The organism is Acidiferrobacteraceae bacterium, assembly GCA_037388825.1.
In the GTDB taxonomy this organism is placed as follows: Bacteria; Pseudomonadota; Gammaproteobacteria; order Acidiferrobacterales; family JAJDNE01; genus JARRJV01.
Map to the genome: position 1 here is coordinate 13,701 of JARRJV010000060.1, position 16,286 is coordinate 29,986.

The following is a 16,286-nucleotide window of genomic DNA, read 5'->3' on the forward strand; positions in this document are numbered from 1 at the left end:
CCGGTTTTGGCCTCCCTGGAGCGCCGGACCAGAACATGGAGTAAGTCGATGTCGTGTTCCCACATCCCCACCTGTGCGATGTTTCCGCTGATTTCGGTAAACAGCGCGTTAAAGGTGTGGAAGGCCTTCTATTGCGAGGGCAAGAATACCGAATGCGCGCGCTATCAAATGTCCCTGCAGGGCAAGAGCGTGCCGGCCAATCTGCTGCCCAATGGCAAGACGCTGGAACTGGACAAACTGGTTGCTGGCACCGGCGCCAAGCCGGCCGCGGCGGCAGCGCCGGTCGCTGTGCCCAGTTCGGCCCCGGCCGCGGCCGCGGCCGCGGTCCCGACCCCGGCCCCGGCCCCGGCCAGACCGAAGCTCGAGGCGGTCCCCAAACCCGCAGCCGCGCCTGCACCGGCGGCCAGTGTCAGCGGGGCTACCATGTCGTATTACCTGCGGATCGCGACCCCCAAGACCAGCGGAGTTATGTCTGATGTGATCCGGATCCTGGGAACACACCACGTTCGTATCGATGCTGTGAGTGAAAAGCGTGCGGTTGATGGCGGCAACAATAACATCATTGTGCTGACGGACCAGGTGGACAAAGGCGACCTTCAGGGTGCCATCACCGAAATTGAATCGCACCCGGATGTGGCAGGAACCGTGACCCGCCTCCCACTCGAGGCCCTGTAGATCCGATCTTGTCCGCACTTGGAACTACGTTCGCGCATTCTGTCGTCTATACTGAAAACTTGATCCAACCGGACATCAACAAAGTGAATGCAAAGCGCAGGAAAAGCACCGCTATTCTCTTGATCGCCGGCGTCGTGGCCCTGCTCGGCGTCGCCGCCACGGCTGTTGCCGGCAAGGGGACGCAGCTCGCCCCATGGCAGGAAGCGGCGAAGCGCGGCGATGCCCACGCGGAATACATCATGGGCAATGCCTATGCCGCCGGTATGCCGAGCCTTGGTATCAAGAAAGATCTTTCCGTCGCATTTACCTGGTACCTGAAGGCAGCGCGCCAGAACGACGTGGACGCGCAGTACGAGGTCGGTGCCGCCTATGTCCTTGGCGAGGGGGTCAAACAGAACCTCAAACAGGCCCGAATCTGGCTCAAGCGCGCCGCGGACGGAGGTCACAAGGACGCACGCGATATCCTGGCCAGTTTCCCCGAGGTAGCCGCCGCTGCGCCTCGACAGGCGCCTCGCAAACCAGTGCACCGGATCCGCCACAGCGCACCGCCGGCACCAAGCCAGCCCGAAGGTGGCTTCGACATCGCCGGTGTTCATATCCCGAATCCCGCGAACATGATCGATCCCGGCGCCATGATTGCCGCGGTCATGAATGTCCAGTTGTTCAATGGCTACTGGCCATGGTGGCTGGGCGCCTTTGCTCTTGGCTTCGTCACCATCGGTTTCTGGCTGACGATTCGGAATACCCTCGGCGTCTCCTCCAGCTGGGACCGTCTGGTGAGCTGGCGCGAGGACAAGAACATGGCCAAGGCCGCCGCCGTGCTGGAGGAAGCCCCCACTTCCGTGCTGGAGTCGGCAATGATGGCCGCCACCATGGAGCAGTTCGGGGACGAGATTCCGGACGAGCTTCTGGAGCAGATGGAGCAGGAAGCGGGTGCACCGGCCCCGGCCGCCGCACCCGCGGCCACCGGGAACAAGCCGCGCACACCCTGGTCGGTCCACGTGACCTTTCTGCTGAGTATGGTGGTCGGCGGTGCGCTTGCAACGTTCCTGACCCAGGGCGCAGTCCCATTGCATTTTGACATGGGTACGACCTTCACCCATCTGTTCGGCGATTCCCCCCTGAATTGGGGCATTCTTCTCGTGGGAGGAGTCCTGATTGGGTTCGGAACTCGAATGGGAGGAGGGTGCACGTCGGGCCACGGCCTCAGCGGGTGCTCGCGCCTGCAACCGGGTAGCCTGGTGGGTACCGCCGCCTTCTTTGGCACCGCCATTCTGGTGTCCATGCTTCTGGAGCTACGCGTATGATCGCCCTTACCCGCAAAGCCAAGGTTGCCGCCGCGCCGAAAGCAAAGGCGCAAGGCAACAGCGCCGGAAAGTATCACTTGTACTTTGGCCTGTTTGGCCTGCTAATGGGATTCAGTCTGGCACGAATCGGATTTGCCGACTTCGGTGAGGTGCACCGCCTGTTTACCCTGGTGGACCTGCGCCTGTTCTTCACCTTCGCAGGTGCGGTGGTGTTCGCGATGATCGGATTCCTGATTTTTGCCCGCGGACAGTCCCTGCCCAAGAAGAAGATCCACCCCGGGACTCTGGCTGGCGGCGCCCTGTTCGGAACCGGCTGGGCGGTTACCGGGGCCTGCCCCAGCATCGCCCTGGTCCAGATCGGCAGCGGATACCTGCCGGCTGCGGCGACCGCTCTCGGGATTCTTGTCGGCGCCTGGCTGTACAAGAAGATTCATGCCCGGTTCTTCCGTTGGGACAGTGGCGCCTGCGAGACCTGATCCAATTCCCCGGATGACATCGCGCGAGGGATGCGCGATGTCATCCGTTCGACCCCCTGTTTGATTCCTTGCCACCGGCGTAGAACGCCGGTGATGGTACGCCGTGTCTTTTCAGAGTGTGTTCCAGGTCCTTCCGTCGGCGCCATGCTGTGTGAAGAGTCTGTGATCTGACGAGTGCCCCCGGTCCGGCCGGTCGTCCACGCCCCAGGCAGTCGATTTGCCCCACATCAATTGCACCAGGCGACTTGTGATGCATGATTGGCTCATCAGGGGATATCCATGAGCAAGCACACCGACGAGTACGCAAAACAGGCAGTCGAGGCCACCCTGCAGGAGCTGGCGAGCGATGGCGACAAGGGTCTTGGCGACAAGGAGGCGCGCGATCGCCTGTCCCGTTTCGGATACAACGAAATCCGGGAACGGGAGGAGGCCCTCTGGCACCGCATCTTCCGCCGCTTCTGGGGCCCGATTCCATGGATGATCGAGGCCGCGGCCATCCTTTCGGCCGTCGTGCAGAAATGGGAAGACTTTGGCGTTATCTTCGTCATGCTCCTCGTTAATGCCGGACTCGATTTCTTCCAGGAGCGGCGCGCGCTCAATGCGCTAAAGGCACTGAAGCAGCGACTCGCGAACGAAGTCGTGGTACTGCGCGACGGCGAGTTCAAGACCATCGCGGCGCGGGAGCTGGTGCCGGGCGATGTCGTCAAACTGCGCATCGGCAACATTGTTGCAGCCGACATGCAGCTGCTGAGCGGCGAATACGTCCTGCTGGACCAGTCGACCCTGACCGGTGAATCCATGCCCGTCAGCAAGACAACGAACGAGATGGCCTATGCCAATACCGTCGTCAAGCAGGGCGAGATGCTCGCGGTCGTCGTCAATACCGGCACCAACACCAACTTCCACGAGGTCGTGGCCCTGGTGGCCAAGGCATCCCTGGAGGAACGCAGCCACTTCCAGAGGATGGTGATCCGCATTGGCGACTTCCTCATCCTGATCACGGTGGCACTCGTCATCCTGATCGTGATGGTGTCCTTGTTCCGGCATGAACCCCTGCTGGAGATCGCCCGCTTCGCCCTGGTCCTGACCGTGGCGTCCATCCCCGTGGCCCTGCCCGCGGTGCTTTCGGTGACCATGGCGGTGGGTGCGGTGAACCTTGCCCGTCGCCAGGCCATCGTCAGCAAATTGACCGCCATCGAGGAATTGGCCGGGGTCGATGTCTTTTGTTCCGACAAGACCGGAACGCTCACGCGCAATGAGATGGAGGTGGCCGAACCGGTGGTGCGCGAGGGACACGACGAGCGCGAGCTGTTTATGGTTGCCGCGCTCGCCTCGCGTCCGGAAAACAAGGATCCCATCGAGCTTCCCATCTTCGACTACCTGAAACAGCATTTTCCTGATGTGAATCCGGCCGATGCGAAACAGCTCGGGTTCACTCCGTTCGATCCCATCCGCAAGCGTACCGAGGCAGAGGTTGAGCAGGGCGGTGACCGCTTCACCGCGATCAAGGGCGCGCCCCAGGTAATACTGGGCATGACCCAGCTGGGCGACGAGGATTTGCAGGGGTTCGGCAAGAAGGTCGATGAACTCGCGGCCAAGGGTTACCGAACCCTGGCGGTGGGACGCCGGAGTGGAGATGCCCCCGTGGAACTGCTGGGCCTGATCCCGTTGTACGATCCGCCGCGCGATGATTCGCGGCAGGTGATCGCGGACATGGGAGGCTACGGCGTCGAAGTGAAGATGGTCACCGGAGACAATCTTGCGATTGCCCGGGAGATCGGCGGCCTGTTGGGCCTGCAGCAGCGCACGCTGCGCGCGAGCCAGTTGTCCGGCAGTGCGAGCAACGAGTTGCTGGCGCTGGCGGAGGTGTTGTCCGCTGCAATCTACCAACGCCTGAAACCGGAAGTATCGAGCAAGCAGGCGCGGGAATTCGCCGACGGGGTCATGGATGCGGTGCAGTCCATGTACGACACCCGGCTGCTGGAGCGCGAGTTCATTCACACCCACGAATCGGCCATCGTCGAGATGATCGAATCGGTGAACATCTTTGCCGAAGTGGTGCCGGAGGACAAATATCGCATTGTCGACACCCTGCAAAAGGGCGGACACATCGTAGGCATGACCGGGGACGGGGTCAACGACGCACCGGCACTGAAGAAGGCCGACTGCGGGATCGCCGTGGCCAATGCCACCGACGCGGCGCGGGCGGCAGCGGACGTGATCCTCACAGCGCCGGGGCTCGGCGTTATCAGTGAGGCGGTGAAGCAGGCGCGCATTACCTTCGAGCGCATGAAAAGCTATTCCATTTTCCGCATCGCGGAAACGGTACGCATCATCCTGTTCATGACCCTGAGTATCGTCGTATTCAATTTCTATCCGATTACGGCGCTGATGATCATCCTGTTGGCACTGCTAAACGATATCCCCATCCTGGCGATCGCTTACGACAACACCCGCGTCGATGCCAAACCGGTCCGTTGGCATATGCAGGAGATGCTGACGGTTTCCAGCGTACTGGGCATCGCGGGTGTCATTGCCTCGTTTCTGCTGTTCTTCCTGTTGAAGGAAAACGGTTTCCCGGAAGCAATGATCCAGTCAATGATGTTTCTGAAACTCATCATTGCCGGGCACAGTACCCTGTACGTAACCCGTGCCCAGGGCTGGTTCTGGCAGCGGCCTTATCCGGCGCCGCTGCTCCTGTTTGCGACCTTCGGCACCGAGATTCTCGGGACCGTGATCGCCGTCTACGGCTTCCTGATCGCGCCCATTGGCTGGACCCATGCCCTGTGGATGTGGGCCTATGCCCTGGCGTGGTTCGTCGTCAACGATGCGATCAAGGAAGCGCTCTATCGCCTCATGCGATCACGCGAAGAGAGGCGTTGGTGGCGATCCTGACGAGCTCCCGGGACAGATAGGCCTGCTCCCGGTGCTCGTCGAGCAGCCCCTGCAACCGTTTCGCGCCGCGCAAACCGGAATCGGGCAGGCGGTGCAGGCGCTGGTACAGCCGGTCGAGGTCGCGAAACTCATCCAGCAACAGGGCAGCCGTTTTCCTGCCGATCCCCGGGACGCCCGGCACGTTGTCCACGGCATCGCCGGCAAGGGCGAGCCAGTCCACCACCTGGCGCGGTGACACCCCGAGTCGTTCACGAATGCCTTTGCCGTTGAGCCGTTCGCCCCGGGCGTAGTCCCACAGCCGGTCGCTGCCCTGGAGCAGTTGCGCGAGATCCTTGTCACCGGTGACGTAATTCATCTGAAATCCCCTGGGCCGCAGTTTCGCTGCCAGGGTGCCAATGAGGTCATCGGCCTCATAGCGATCGCTGGCGTAGGTGGCCAGACCGAGCGCATCGGCCAGCTCGCGGCATGCGACCAGTTGCGCCGCCAACTCTTCCGGTGGCAATTCGCGGTTGGCCTTGTACGGGGGATAGATTTCATTGCGAAACGAGGTCGTCAGGCTTTCGTCGAAGGCGACGGCGACATGGGTGGCACGGCTCTCGCGCAGAAAACGCCCAAGGAAATCGGCAAAGCCGTAGACCGCATTGTTCGGTTGACCATCGGCGTCGACCATGGATTCCGGCAGCGAGAAATACGCGCGGAATATATAGATACTGGCATCGATGAGTTGCAGGCGGCTCATGCAACGGTTCCAGACTCGGGGGCTACACCTTACACGTGCCGCGATTTCACGGGCAAATCCCTGCAGGGGAGGGGGATTTTATGGAGGCAGCGGGCGGCGTTCTGCTATGATGCGGCACGTTTCCTGTTGATATCCGGAGCGGCATGGCATGCCTTATTTTGTCTACGAAATTACCACCGATCGCAAGCTGAGCTTCATCGAGGTCTTCGACAAATTCCCCGACGCCAAGAAGCTTTGCCGCGAAAAGCGCGAGCAAGGCAAGGTCACGCCCGGAAGCACGATCCGACTCGTCTTCGCCAAGAACCAGAAGGAGGCCGAAGGCCTGCTCAAGGAGCGGCGCAAGCCGTCCTCCCCCGTGGAGGAATGGGAAGTCTGAATTTGTTCCCCGCAGGGTATTAATCACACCCGATTCCCCCTTGCTTGACCCCCGGGCGGCGGAAAGTCATAGTCAGAACATCGCGTATGGTCGTCGGTCCCCGGCCAGACGACTGTCCTGATGAGTCTGTGCCCTGGAGTAGTCATGAAATCCAAACATCATCCAATTCTGCAGCTTGTGGCCGTGACAGCGTTGCTGCTGGTTTCCCGTGCGGCAATGGCGAATTTCTATTTTACCGGCGGTGCCGGTGTGGGTGTGCATGACTACACCACCAACATCGGCAACGGGACCGCGTACAAACTCGGCGTGGGATTCATCGCACCGGACCAGCATTTCGGTGTCGAGGCCAGCTACTTCGACCTGGGTGACGGCTACGTGCCGACGGCTCCCACCGGATATCTGAACATCAGTGGTGGCAAGTTCACTGCCACGCTGCAGGCCCGCCATCGGGCAATGGTGTTCGGCGGACGTCTTGGATTTTACAGCGTCAACACGACCGATTCCGGCGTCAATACATCGGTCCGGAGTACGGGTATCACCTGGGGCGGCACGATCGGCTACCACCTGAGCAAGTATGCCGTCTTCTACATGGATGCCGTTGCCTACGGTAGCGTCGAACTAGGCGGTGGTGGTACCGAGACTCCCGTTTCGGTGATGTTCGGCATTCGGGTTGGCATGTAGGCGTTTTCCCGCGGTCTCACCTTTTCGTCCAGCGGCTATTCCCGGGCGCGGATCGGCAGGCGAGGTATCTTGACCGTGGCCCCACCAGCGTCCATATTTTTGTTATCGGCAGGTGCACCTGCACCCGCGTGTTGCGTTCTTATCAGGCATCCACACCTGCCCAGGAGTAGTCATGAAGCCCAGAGTTTCCTTCCCGTTGTCCGCAATCCTGGCCGCCGTTCTGGCCTTCGTTTCACCGACCGCCATGGCCGGCCTGTACGGGTTTGTTGCCGGAGGCGTCGGCGTCCATGAATTCTCCGACGTCGGCAACGGATCGGCCTACAAGTTCGGCGTTGGACTGGCCTCCAATGGGCCGGCCAGCAGGTTTGCGGTTGAGGCAAGCTGGGTCGACCTTGGGGAGGGCTACATTTCCACGGCTCCGACCGGCCATCTAGGCATGAGTGGTGTGAATGTCTCTGTCAGCTCAGAGCTCCCGATTCAGCCAATGGTGCTCGGTGGCCGCGTCGGGTTCTATAACTTCACAACGACGGATTCCGGGATCGGCTCGTCAATTTCCAGCACCGGCCTGAGCTGGGGCGTAACCATCGGCTATCAGGTCAACAAGCAGACCACGGTCTTTATGGATACCGACGGCTATGGAAATGTCGAAACGGCGGGTGGAACCGAAACGCCGACGTCCATCCTGTTTGGCGTCAAGGTGGAGCTGTAGCCGGCCCGGACACCGGGCCACGTACCCGGCATTGGCGGCCGGGATTCCGGAAACAAGAGGGAAATGGTGGGCGGTGCAAGGTTCGAACTTGCGACCCCTGCCGTGTGAAGGCAGTGCTCTACCACTGAGCTAACCGCCCATGGGCGCGGGGAGTTTACCACACCTGCGATTGGGCGCGAGGCTGAAAAATAGCGATTTTCCCGCGATAAAGGCCAAATCCGCCTTGGTCCGGTAGGGTGGGGAAATCCAGCCAGATTCCTTGACCAAATCCCGAAACCTTCGTAAAGTTACCTAGTTAGAAGCAAAAGTTAAAGTTAGACCCGAGTATATGGGGATAGGGGCCCGATTCGCGCCCACCTCCCCCGTAGCCGGGAGGCCGAAGGAGAACAAGATGTATAAGAAAACGGCGGGCTTGATCCTCATCCTTGCGCTTGGAACCGCTGCTGGCACTGCCAACGCCGCCAGTCTTTCCGAGGGCCGATGGGTAGCCGACGGGGTGTATCGGGGTTTGAATTTTCGGGGGTTGACCGGGCTCTTCATCACCGATTCCGCCTACACCATCGGAAAAAACAATTTCGCAATCTCCGGCGGATACGCCTCGGAAAGCGTAGCCGGCAACACAATCAACGCCGTGCCGGTATCCATCACCTACGGCTACGGCGCCGCCGCGGAAATCTCAATTTCCGGCAGTGCCATCAACTCCACTGCCGCGAGCGGCATTGGGGACAGCTCACTTTCCTGGAAGTGGCGCTTCCGCCGCCAGAGTGAATACCTGCCGGCCATGGCCATGGGTGCAGCGGTGATCGCGCCGGGCACCAATGCCGCCATCAGCACGGTCAGCACCTACGGTGTCCGGCTCAACGGTATGGCCTCTTCCGAGGCAGCACTGACCGAGACCGGCTACATCGGCCTTTACGTGGACGTGCAGCTGGATGCAATCGATCCCGGCAGTTCGAGTTCGGACTACTACTACTCCGCCAATGCGGGCGGGGAATTGCCGCTGAGCGACGACAAGCGCCTGCAGCTGATCGGCGAGGTGAACTACACAACCAGCCACGCCGCCTCGGTGGACAACTACACGGGTTATACCGGTGGCCTGCGCTACACGTCCCGGATCTTTCAGTACTCCCTGGCCGGCTCGCTGCGCTCGCGCGGCGATGGTTCCAACACCTCGCAGGCGATGTTCAACCTGACCATTCCGTTCTTCTGATGGCTGGCGCGCCGGCGTGCCGCCGGCGCTACGGCTGACCTCTCTCCATGCAGCCGAATCCCTTCCTCTACCGTTATCTCGCCTGGTGGCGGGCCATTGCCTTTTTGTGGCTGGTGGCGGTGATTGTCTATTCCCTGTTGCCGCCTTCGGATATGCCGCACCTGCACATCAACGACAAGATCGAGCACGGGTTTTCCTACGCCGTACTCATGTTCTTCTTCGCTTCCGTGACGCCCCGCAGCTGGCACGGACTGCTGGCGCTGATCTTCGTGGCCATGGGCATCGGCATCGAGTACGTACAGCGGGCCGTGGGTTACCGCCATTTCGAGGGTTTCACCACCATCGGGCGCCTGTTCGGGGCGCTGGACCGGGCCCTGGCACGCGCGGTTGCGCGCGGCTGATTTTGCCGGCGGATTTCAGTACCATACGCCGCCTCGTTCCAGCTTGAAGCCCTGATTCATGTCCATACGCACGCGATTCGCTCCCAGCCCGACGGGTTACCTGCACATCGGCGGTGCGCGCACCGCGCTGTTTTCCTGGCTATATGCGCGCAAGCACGGCGGCACCTTCGTCCTTCGGATCGAGGATACCGACCGCGAGCGTTCCACCCGCGAATCCATAAACGCCATCCTCGAGGGCATGACCTGGCTGGGACTGGAGTACGACGAGGGTCCCTGGTACCAGACCGACCGTTTTGCGCGCTACAAGGAAGTGATCCAGCAGTTGCTGGATCTGGGCCATGCCTACCACTGCTATTGCACCAAGGACGAACTGGACGAGATGCGCGAGCAGCAGCGTGCCCGGGGCGAGAAACCGCGCTACGACGGCCGCTGCCGCCACCGTTCGGGCCCGCCGCCAGCGAACATTCCGCCGGTGGTTCGCTTCCGCAATCCCACCGAGGGCGCGGTGGTCGTGGAGGACCTGATCCGCGGGCGCGTCGTGTTCAACAACAACGAGCTGGATGATCTCATCATCGCCCGCTCCGACGGCACGCCCACCTACAACCTGACGGTGGTGGTGGACGATCTGGACATGGAGATCAGCCACGTCATCCGCGGCGACGATCACCTCAACAATACGCCCCGGCAAATGAATATCCTGCAGGCCCTGGGAGCGACCCCGCCGACCTATGCCCACGTGCCCATGATCCTGGGCGCCGACGGCAGCCGCCTGTCCAAGCGCCACGGCGCCGTCAGCGTCATGCAGTATCGGGACGAGGGTTTCCTGCCCGAGGCCCTGCTGAACTATCTGGTGCGCCTGGGCTGGTCCCATGGCGACCAGGAGATCTTCTCCATGGAGGAGATGATCGAGCTGTTCGACGTCACCCAGGTGAACAAGTCCGCTGCTGCCGTCAATCCGGACAAGCTGATGTGGCTGAACCAGCATTATCTGCAGCACTCAGACCCGGTGCACGTGGCCCGCCACCTGAGCCACCACTTCAGCAAGCACGACGTCGACCCGGCGCCGAAGCCAGACGTGGTGGAGGTGATCAAGGCCCAGCGCGAGCGCACCAAGACCCTGGTGGAGATGGCCGAGCGCAGCGTGTTCTTTTATAAGGATGTGCAGGACTATGACGAGAAGGCCGTCGCCAAGCACCTCAAGCCGGAGATTCGGCCGGCTTTGACGGATTTTCGCGACAAGCTGGCCGACCTGCCGGATTGGGAAAAAGAGGCCATCCACGCAGTCCTGACCGGCATTGCCGAGGCCCACGAGCTCAAGCTGGGCAAGCTGGCCCAGCCGGTGCGGGTGGCGGTCACCGGCACCACGGTCTCGCCGCCCATGGACGTGACCCTGGAATTGCTGGGCCGGGAGAAAACCCTGGACCGTATCGACCGGGCACTGCAGAAAATCCCCGAGTAGGGGGCTGTTCGCGGCTTGACCTGCCCCGGGGCAGGTCGTAAAGTACGCCGCCTTTGGGGCCATAGCTCAGCTGGGAGAGCGCTACAATGGCATTGTAGAGGTCGGCGGTTCGATCCCGCCTGGCTCCACCAATATTACAAAGGGTTGGTCCGCCAACCCTTTTTTGCAGATCAGCGTCAAAGACCGATTTTCGTCCCCATCGTCTAGTCGGCCTAGGACATCGCCCTTTCACGGCGACAACAGGGGTTCGAATCCCCTTGGGGACGCCAGACTTCTAGCGATTCAGGTAATTCTTAAGTAATCCGCAGGGCTCGGGACTGATGTCTCGGGCCCTTCTTTTATGGCCCCTGGGAGGATCGGCAGATCGTACGTGCCTCTCTGTGCGCTTGATAGGTATCAACGCATCCACCGGCCAGATCTGCATAAATTTCAGTTTGGGCATGAAGTCCCGATCAAGACCGGAAGACGATTTCCGCGCCAAATCGGTCAGTGAAAGCCATGAAGGCAACTGTCTCACTCGCAAGAATGGTTCTGGTCCTCTGCTTACCTCTGGCTGCAAATGGGAGGTTCACCGTGAAACGCAAGACACTGATTGCCTTGGCTGCCGTGGCCTTCGCGGCTTCGGCGTTCAACGCAAAGAGCGCCGAGCAAGAACCGGCAATGAAGCGGGCGTTAGCGGCGCCGGCGCCGGAACTGGCGCAGGGTTACCTCGCGGTCAAGTTCATCGTCCAGGCGGTGCTTCCGATGGCGAAGATGGGAGCCGTTGTTCATCTCGGTAGCGAGACCATCAACAAAAGCAACGTTGACAAATACGAGCGCAAATATGAGCGGCGTCTGTCGACATATCGTGAGGCGATCAAGCAGCGGGGGTATCAGACGATTTCCGGAACATACCAGGGAAAGGCTACGGAAGCGTGCGCTCGGGTACATTCCATGTGGGCTCAGCTGATAGTCGAAAAACGCACGAGCAGCATCGAGATCACGCAGGACGGCTTCGACGCACAAGTTGTTGTCAGCACCGAGGACGAAGGAAGAAAGATAGGTCTCCGGAATCGGGCTGCGGTTGCAGAGTCCGGCATTGCCCTGCAGGACGGCATGAATTCGGACTACTACTTTCGGGGCACAATTGAACAAGGCCGGATCGAGCTCAAGCCGGACGTATCCGTACTTCGTTCCTGGCCCAATTGGGCCGGCCCTCCACGTCAAAAGGATCTTGAAAATTGCACGGTGACGCTTGAGGGCATCTCGAAGGGTGGGCGGACGCAGTGAAATGGAATTCGCACATCGGAGCCGGGCGCCAAGCATGACGGCACAAGGAGGACCATTGAAATCCACAAGATCTCCACTATCTGTGGCTGTTGTCATGGCCGCACTGCTTCTGTCCGCGTGTGCGGCCAAGCAGGCCTACGAAGGCAAGAAACTGCCGGCGGAGCAAGTGGCCTTGATCAAGGGTTCCTACCATGCATTCGGTACTTCGACCAGCATCACAGCGATCGATGGGAAGAGGGGTATGACCTGGACCACGGGCGAGGTAGAAGCGCTTCCTGGTAGCCATGAATTGGAGCTGTTGCTGCAGTCGCCGGTATACGGGGTATACACGTTCTCTACCTACGCCAGGGCAAGAATTGCATTCATGGCGGAAGCGGGCCATGTCTATCGGGTAGAAGGCAAGATACGCCATGGCAAAGTATGGGCCTGGATTCTAGATGAGGGCGACAACAGCATTGTCGGAGGTACAAAACCGTGACGAAGGTTGCACCAATCCCCGGAAGGGTATCCAGAGCGCCGTTATATAGCGTGCAAAGCCCGTTGGGGACGCCGCCAATGTACTAGCCGCAGAGGCGCAATGCCCCGGTCCAGCTACGTTTTCGGTCGCTCTGCTTGCGCTTCGTCGCTTGACGCTTCCGAGCGGAAACCAATGCGGGCATGAGTATTGTCGCAGAACGGTTTGTTGCTCGAACCACCGCACCTGCAAAGACGAACGTTCCCGGTGCGCGCGACCGTCCGGCCTGTCCCGGAACAAATTTCAAGGTTTCCGACCACGTGTAGCGGTCCATCGACAATGGGCGTGATGCGCAGCGTCCCGTCACGGGTCTCCAAAGGTTCCGACTCGATCGTTGCCGGCTCGCCGGTTGCGGCGAAGCCGGCCTTGCGATGGCTGTTGTCGCAGAACGGCTTGTGGGCCGATTTTCCACAACGGCACAGCGTCGTGCGCAACGTAGGGCCATGGCCCGCAAGGTCAATCGCGCCGTGGAATGCGTACGGACCATTTTCGCGGACACGCAAGACATTGACGGGCGGCGGCGCCTCTTGCGGGCCGCCGTCGTGACGTTCGTAGGTTATGGCGCCGGATGGGCAGGCATGGGCGATCTCCATGCATTTTTCCTTCGTCGCTTGCTCCGGATGGAGCCATGGTCCGGTTGTGTTTGCGAGGAAAACGTCGGGGGCGCCCAATACGCAGTGGCGTGAATGGATGCAGCGGTGGCCATTGAAACGCAGTGTGAGGCCTTCTGTATGCGCAACATTCGGGTCGTCAGTCGCTGCGACCGGCGACGGTTCGGGCGCTGCCTTCGGTACCGCCTGCACCTGTGCGACGGTGTTTACAGCGGCGCCGAGAGACTCTTCGAATCGCTCGTGTAGTTCCGCAAACTGATTGCCGATAGCCCCAAGGCGTTTTGCCAGACCGTCGATGGGAACGATGTCTTCAAGCCCGGCGGCAGCGTCCGCGAGTTCGATCACGCGTTCGTTCAGGATCTGCGCGGCGCAGCGTTGAACCAGTTGGCCGGAGGACAACGGCAGTGCAAGGGTGAGCCCGGCGGTAGCGCCCTGCCGGCTCGGCCCAACCGGGAGCCGCGTCACAACCTTGGCGACATGACTTGCCGCATACATGAGATCGATGGCCGCTGACGCCAGGCCGGCGCGCAGATCGCGCGGCAGCGGCGCGGGCGCAAACATCTGCGTGAACGTGCGTATCATCAGCGAATAGATACTGTCGCCGAGATCGACGACCTTGGAGGTGAGGCTATCTTCGATGCGCGTCACGTGTTTCCGGCTGCCAGGATCAAAGAGGGTGGGGTTTTCCACCACCGGTCGCGCGGGCTCAAAGTCGGGCCGCTCGCGTTTCAACTGCATGAGTTCTTCCTTGATCGCGGCGAAGCGCTGGTAGTGCGAACCTTCGCGGTGCGCGGGAGCACCCTCGCCTTGCTGGACGATTTCCTCCACCGCGCGGCGCGCGGCCTCCAGTCCGTCTACCTTGAACAGGCCGGGCAGACTGAACTCCGCCGCACCAACCTGGGCTTCACCGTGCCCTACAAAAACGGTCTGCTCGCCCAGCTCGTCAACCAGCTCGGCGAGCCCGCGCAGCACGCTGTGGTAAAGCTGGCCCTGGCTGGTGTAGTCCTGCGGCGTTGGCGACAGCAAATCCGGGCGCATCGCCCGGGAGTAGTGCGCGGGATGGTCGAAGCCGGAGCCATCCTCCATCTTGATCCCTTCGGGGCGTTCGATGTAGGCGAAATGATCGAGGGTTGCCTCACAAAACCGCGAGAGCCGCAACACCAGACCTTCCGGAAACCGGCCCGGTTGCACCGGAAACCACGGCCGCCACAGATGGGGCGAAGCACCGATTGCGGCAAGCATGTTGTTGACCAGGGCGAGGTGCAGCATCTCCTCGAGTGCCACCTGCCTGATCGACTGTCGCCATCCATTGATCGCCGCCAACTCCGCCTCGGTTACGCCTTCGGCGACGTCGCTTTTCAAGGACCACATGGCGTAAAGGTAGGAGCACATGACGGAGTGCTCGAACTCCGCTGCTTCTGACAGGAGATAGAACAGCTCTTCCCGATCCTGGATGACGATCTGCTCGTGCATGTGCGCCTCCTGGACGCAGTCCAACCGCCGGTCTGTCCCGAGTGTGGGCGATCATCTTGTCAGAAACGGTTTTGCTGATCCAGCACTTCGAAGGTACCAGTTCGTAGCGAACGTGGGGGAATCGATATTGTTTTTGGCTGGGGCCCTTCCGCTACCTCCCGGGGGATTGGCACCGATCCAGGAGGCTTTCGTGCCGCTCGGCGGATTCGTACTCTGCCGCCACCATGTCGCGGAGGGGTATCCAGAGCCCCGTTATATAGCGCGCAAATCGCCTTGGGGACGCCACTTCGATCAGTGGCTTATGGACAAGGTCTATTCCTCCTTAAGATTTCATTAATCGTCTTCCCTAACAGCGGGCGATCAGAAGATGCTTGTGTGAGGCCTTCGCGATATGCCCGGCGCAAAATACATATATCCGATGCCACAAATTAGCGCCATGCGGTTTATCGCGCCAGAGCGCTGTAACCAGAGTGCAATCGCGGGGCGGGATACTGATATTGATCACTCAGTCAGCGAGGAGTACGGTAGGCAACCTCAATCGAAAATCAAGGAGGCAAGAACGAAAGCGAAGTTTCTGCATTTGATCAACAACCACCAAACTGGGAGGAGGCTTTTAATAATGAAAAAGACAAAAGTCAGTACCGTTATCATAATGCTGGGCGCGGTTTTTGGTATCGCCCTTTCTTCCACCGCCTTTGCCGATGACCCCCCCGACGGCAACCGCTACTTCAGTTTGCCCCGCTACTACAAGTCCGAGATTAGTGTGTCCGACACCTATCTGGCCATGACTAACCACAGGCACCAGAAGAACGAGGCCAAGCCGGTGTTAATCGACGTTCGCACTTTGCGGGAATACGCATCCGGTCACCCGATAGGTGCGTACAACGTGCCATTCCCCCACATCATCACAAAGAACGATCAGGATCCTTTGACGCTCTATTGGGAGGTCTACAGAATCGTTCATGGCAGAAGGGACACACCCATCTTCACCCTGTGTCGCACCGGACATCGCAGTGTACTGGCCGGCAATATCCTGGCCGATCCGGAGTCCAACGACGCTACCAAAGGTCAAGGCCTGCAACCATTCACCAACGTGCGAAACATCTGGGAGGGTTTTGTCGGACAGCCCAAGTATGCCTTCGACACCGGTACTGACCACATCCACCTGTTCAAATTGAAAACGGACGGCAGTGCTACAACGTACAAGTTGGAGAATGGCAAGCTAGTGGATCCAGAGACCGGGGTGCCTGTAACGGCTGATTTTGACGGCCCGGTTCAGCTCGACTTAAACAACGATGGCGTCATCAATTCGGACACTGCTGACGTTTACACCCAAACCAAGGACGCCAATCCGGACAAAGACGGCTGGCGTAACTTCGCGGGCCTACCCTGGACTACACACATTCAAGAGCCACTTGCCTATGAGCGTGCCCCGAGCCTATACGACGCGCTGAACCTGACGCCCGTTCAATAGGTTGCCCATCACGCATG

15 protein-coding genes and 3 tRNA genes are annotated in these 16,286 nt (G+C 60.4%); 15 read left to right on the forward strand and 3 right to left on the reverse strand.

The features are described from left to right. Positions 1–48: 48 nt before the first annotated feature. The 4 genes from P8X48_10420 to P8X48_10435 all read left to right on the forward strand — a co-directional run bounded on the left by P8X48_10420 (position 49) and on the right by P8X48_10435 (position 5,353). The gene (locus P8X48_10420; GenBank protein MEJ2107722.1) at positions 49–675 is read left to right on the forward strand and encodes a hypothetical protein; all 627 of its coding nucleotides are present in this window, start codon (positions 49–51) and stop codon (positions 673–675) included. A gap of 83 nt (positions 676–758) precedes the next feature. Beyond that, a complete protein-coding gene (locus P8X48_10425; protein MEJ2107723.1) occupies positions 759–1,982 on the forward strand; it encodes a YeeE/YedE thiosulfate transporter family protein in 1,224 nt (407 codons plus the stop codon). Beyond that, positions 1,979–2,458: a YeeE/YedE thiosulfate transporter family protein gene (locus tag P8X48_10430; GenBank protein MEJ2107724.1), complete on the forward strand. Its 480-nt coding sequence runs from the start codon at positions 1,979–1,981 to the stop codon at positions 2,456–2,458. Before P8X48_10425 ends, P8X48_10430 begins: the two co-directional genes overlap by 4 nt. A gap of 279 nt (positions 2,459–2,737) precedes the next feature. Beyond that, on the forward strand, positions 2,738–5,353 hold the full coding sequence (locus tag P8X48_10435) for a plasma-membrane proton-efflux P-type ATPase (GenBank protein MEJ2107725.1): 2,616 nt from the start codon (positions 2,738–2,740) through the stop codon (positions 5,351–5,353). Here P8X48_10435 and P8X48_10440 read toward each other — a convergent pair. Next, positions 5,313–6,092, reverse strand: coding sequence for a 5'-3' exonuclease H3TH domain-containing protein (locus tag P8X48_10440; GenBank protein MEJ2107726.1), 780 nt, complete (start codon positions 6,090–6,092; stop codon positions 5,313–5,315). The genes P8X48_10435 and P8X48_10440 overlap by 41 nt on opposite strands. A gap of 148 nt (positions 6,093–6,240) precedes the next feature. Between P8X48_10440 and P8X48_10445 the strand changes: the two genes are divergently transcribed. The 3 genes from P8X48_10445 to P8X48_10455 all read left to right on the forward strand — a co-directional run bounded on the left by P8X48_10445 (position 6,241) and on the right by P8X48_10455 (position 7,858). Beyond that, on the forward strand, positions 6,241–6,468 hold the full coding sequence (locus P8X48_10445; protein ID MEJ2107727.1) for a hypothetical protein: 228 nt from the start codon (positions 6,241–6,243) through the stop codon (positions 6,466–6,468). A 144-nt stretch (positions 6,469–6,612) separates the two neighbouring features. After that, positions 6,613–7,149, forward strand: coding sequence for a hypothetical protein (locus P8X48_10450; protein MEJ2107728.1), 537 nt, complete (start codon positions 6,613–6,615; stop codon positions 7,147–7,149). 172 nt (positions 7,150–7,321) lie between these two features. Next, positions 7,322–7,858: a hypothetical protein gene (locus tag P8X48_10455; GenBank protein MEJ2107729.1), complete on the forward strand. Its 537-nt coding sequence runs from the start codon at positions 7,322–7,324 to the stop codon at positions 7,856–7,858. Between the two features lie 64 nt (positions 7,859–7,922). On the opposite strand, the gene P8X48_10460 is transcribed toward P8X48_10455, so the two are convergent. Continuing rightward, a tRNA-Val gene (locus P8X48_10460) sits at positions 7,923–7,997 on the reverse strand. Between the two features lie 252 nt (positions 7,998–8,249). On the opposite strand from P8X48_10460, the gene P8X48_10465 reads away from it, so the two are divergent. The 7 genes from P8X48_10465 (at position 8,250) to P8X48_10495 (ending at position 12,675) form a co-directional block, all read left to right on the forward strand. Next, the gene (locus tag P8X48_10465; GenBank protein ID MEJ2107730.1) at positions 8,250–9,068 is read left to right on the forward strand and encodes a hypothetical protein; all 819 of its coding nucleotides are present in this window, start codon (positions 8,250–8,252) and stop codon (positions 9,066–9,068) included. A 47-nt stretch (positions 9,069–9,115) separates the two neighbouring features. Then, entirely contained in the window at positions 9,116–9,469 is a 354-nt protein-coding gene (locus P8X48_10470) for a hypothetical protein (GenBank protein MEJ2107731.1), read from the forward strand. 58 nt (positions 9,470–9,527) lie between these two features. After that, entirely contained in the window at positions 9,528–10,928 is a 1,401-nt protein-coding gene (gene gltX / locus P8X48_10475) for a glutamate--tRNA ligase (protein MEJ2107732.1), read from the forward strand. Between the two features lie 55 nt (positions 10,929–10,983). After that, positions 10,984–11,059: transfer RNA gene (locus P8X48_10480), tRNA-Ala, on the forward strand. Positions 11,060–11,120: 61 nt separating this feature from the next. Continuing rightward, positions 11,121–11,197: transfer RNA gene (locus tag P8X48_10485), tRNA-Glu, on the forward strand. 304 nt (positions 11,198–11,501) lie between these two features. Beyond that, positions 11,502–12,197 (forward strand): hypothetical protein, encoded by a 696-nt coding sequence (locus tag P8X48_10490; protein ID MEJ2107733.1) that lies wholly within the window; start codon positions 11,502–11,504, stop codon positions 12,195–12,197. 94 nt (positions 12,198–12,291) lie between these two features. Beyond that, the gene (locus P8X48_10495; protein ID MEJ2107734.1) at positions 12,292–12,675 is read left to right on the forward strand and encodes a hypothetical protein; all 384 of its coding nucleotides are present in this window, start codon (positions 12,292–12,294) and stop codon (positions 12,673–12,675) included. A 113-nt stretch (positions 12,676–12,788) separates the two neighbouring features. On the opposite strand, the gene P8X48_10500 is transcribed toward P8X48_10495, so the two are convergent. Beyond that, entirely contained in the window at positions 12,789–14,795 is a 2,007-nt protein-coding gene (locus tag P8X48_10500) for a ferritin-like domain-containing protein (GenBank protein MEJ2107735.1), read from the reverse strand. Between the two features lie 619 nt (positions 14,796–15,414). On the opposite strand from P8X48_10500, the gene P8X48_10505 reads away from it, so the two are divergent. Continuing rightward, positions 15,415–16,269 (forward strand): rhodanese-like domain-containing protein, encoded by an 855-nt coding sequence (locus P8X48_10505; protein ID MEJ2107736.1) that lies wholly within the window; start codon positions 15,415–15,417, stop codon positions 16,267–16,269. Positions 16,270–16,286: the final 17 nt, after the last annotated feature.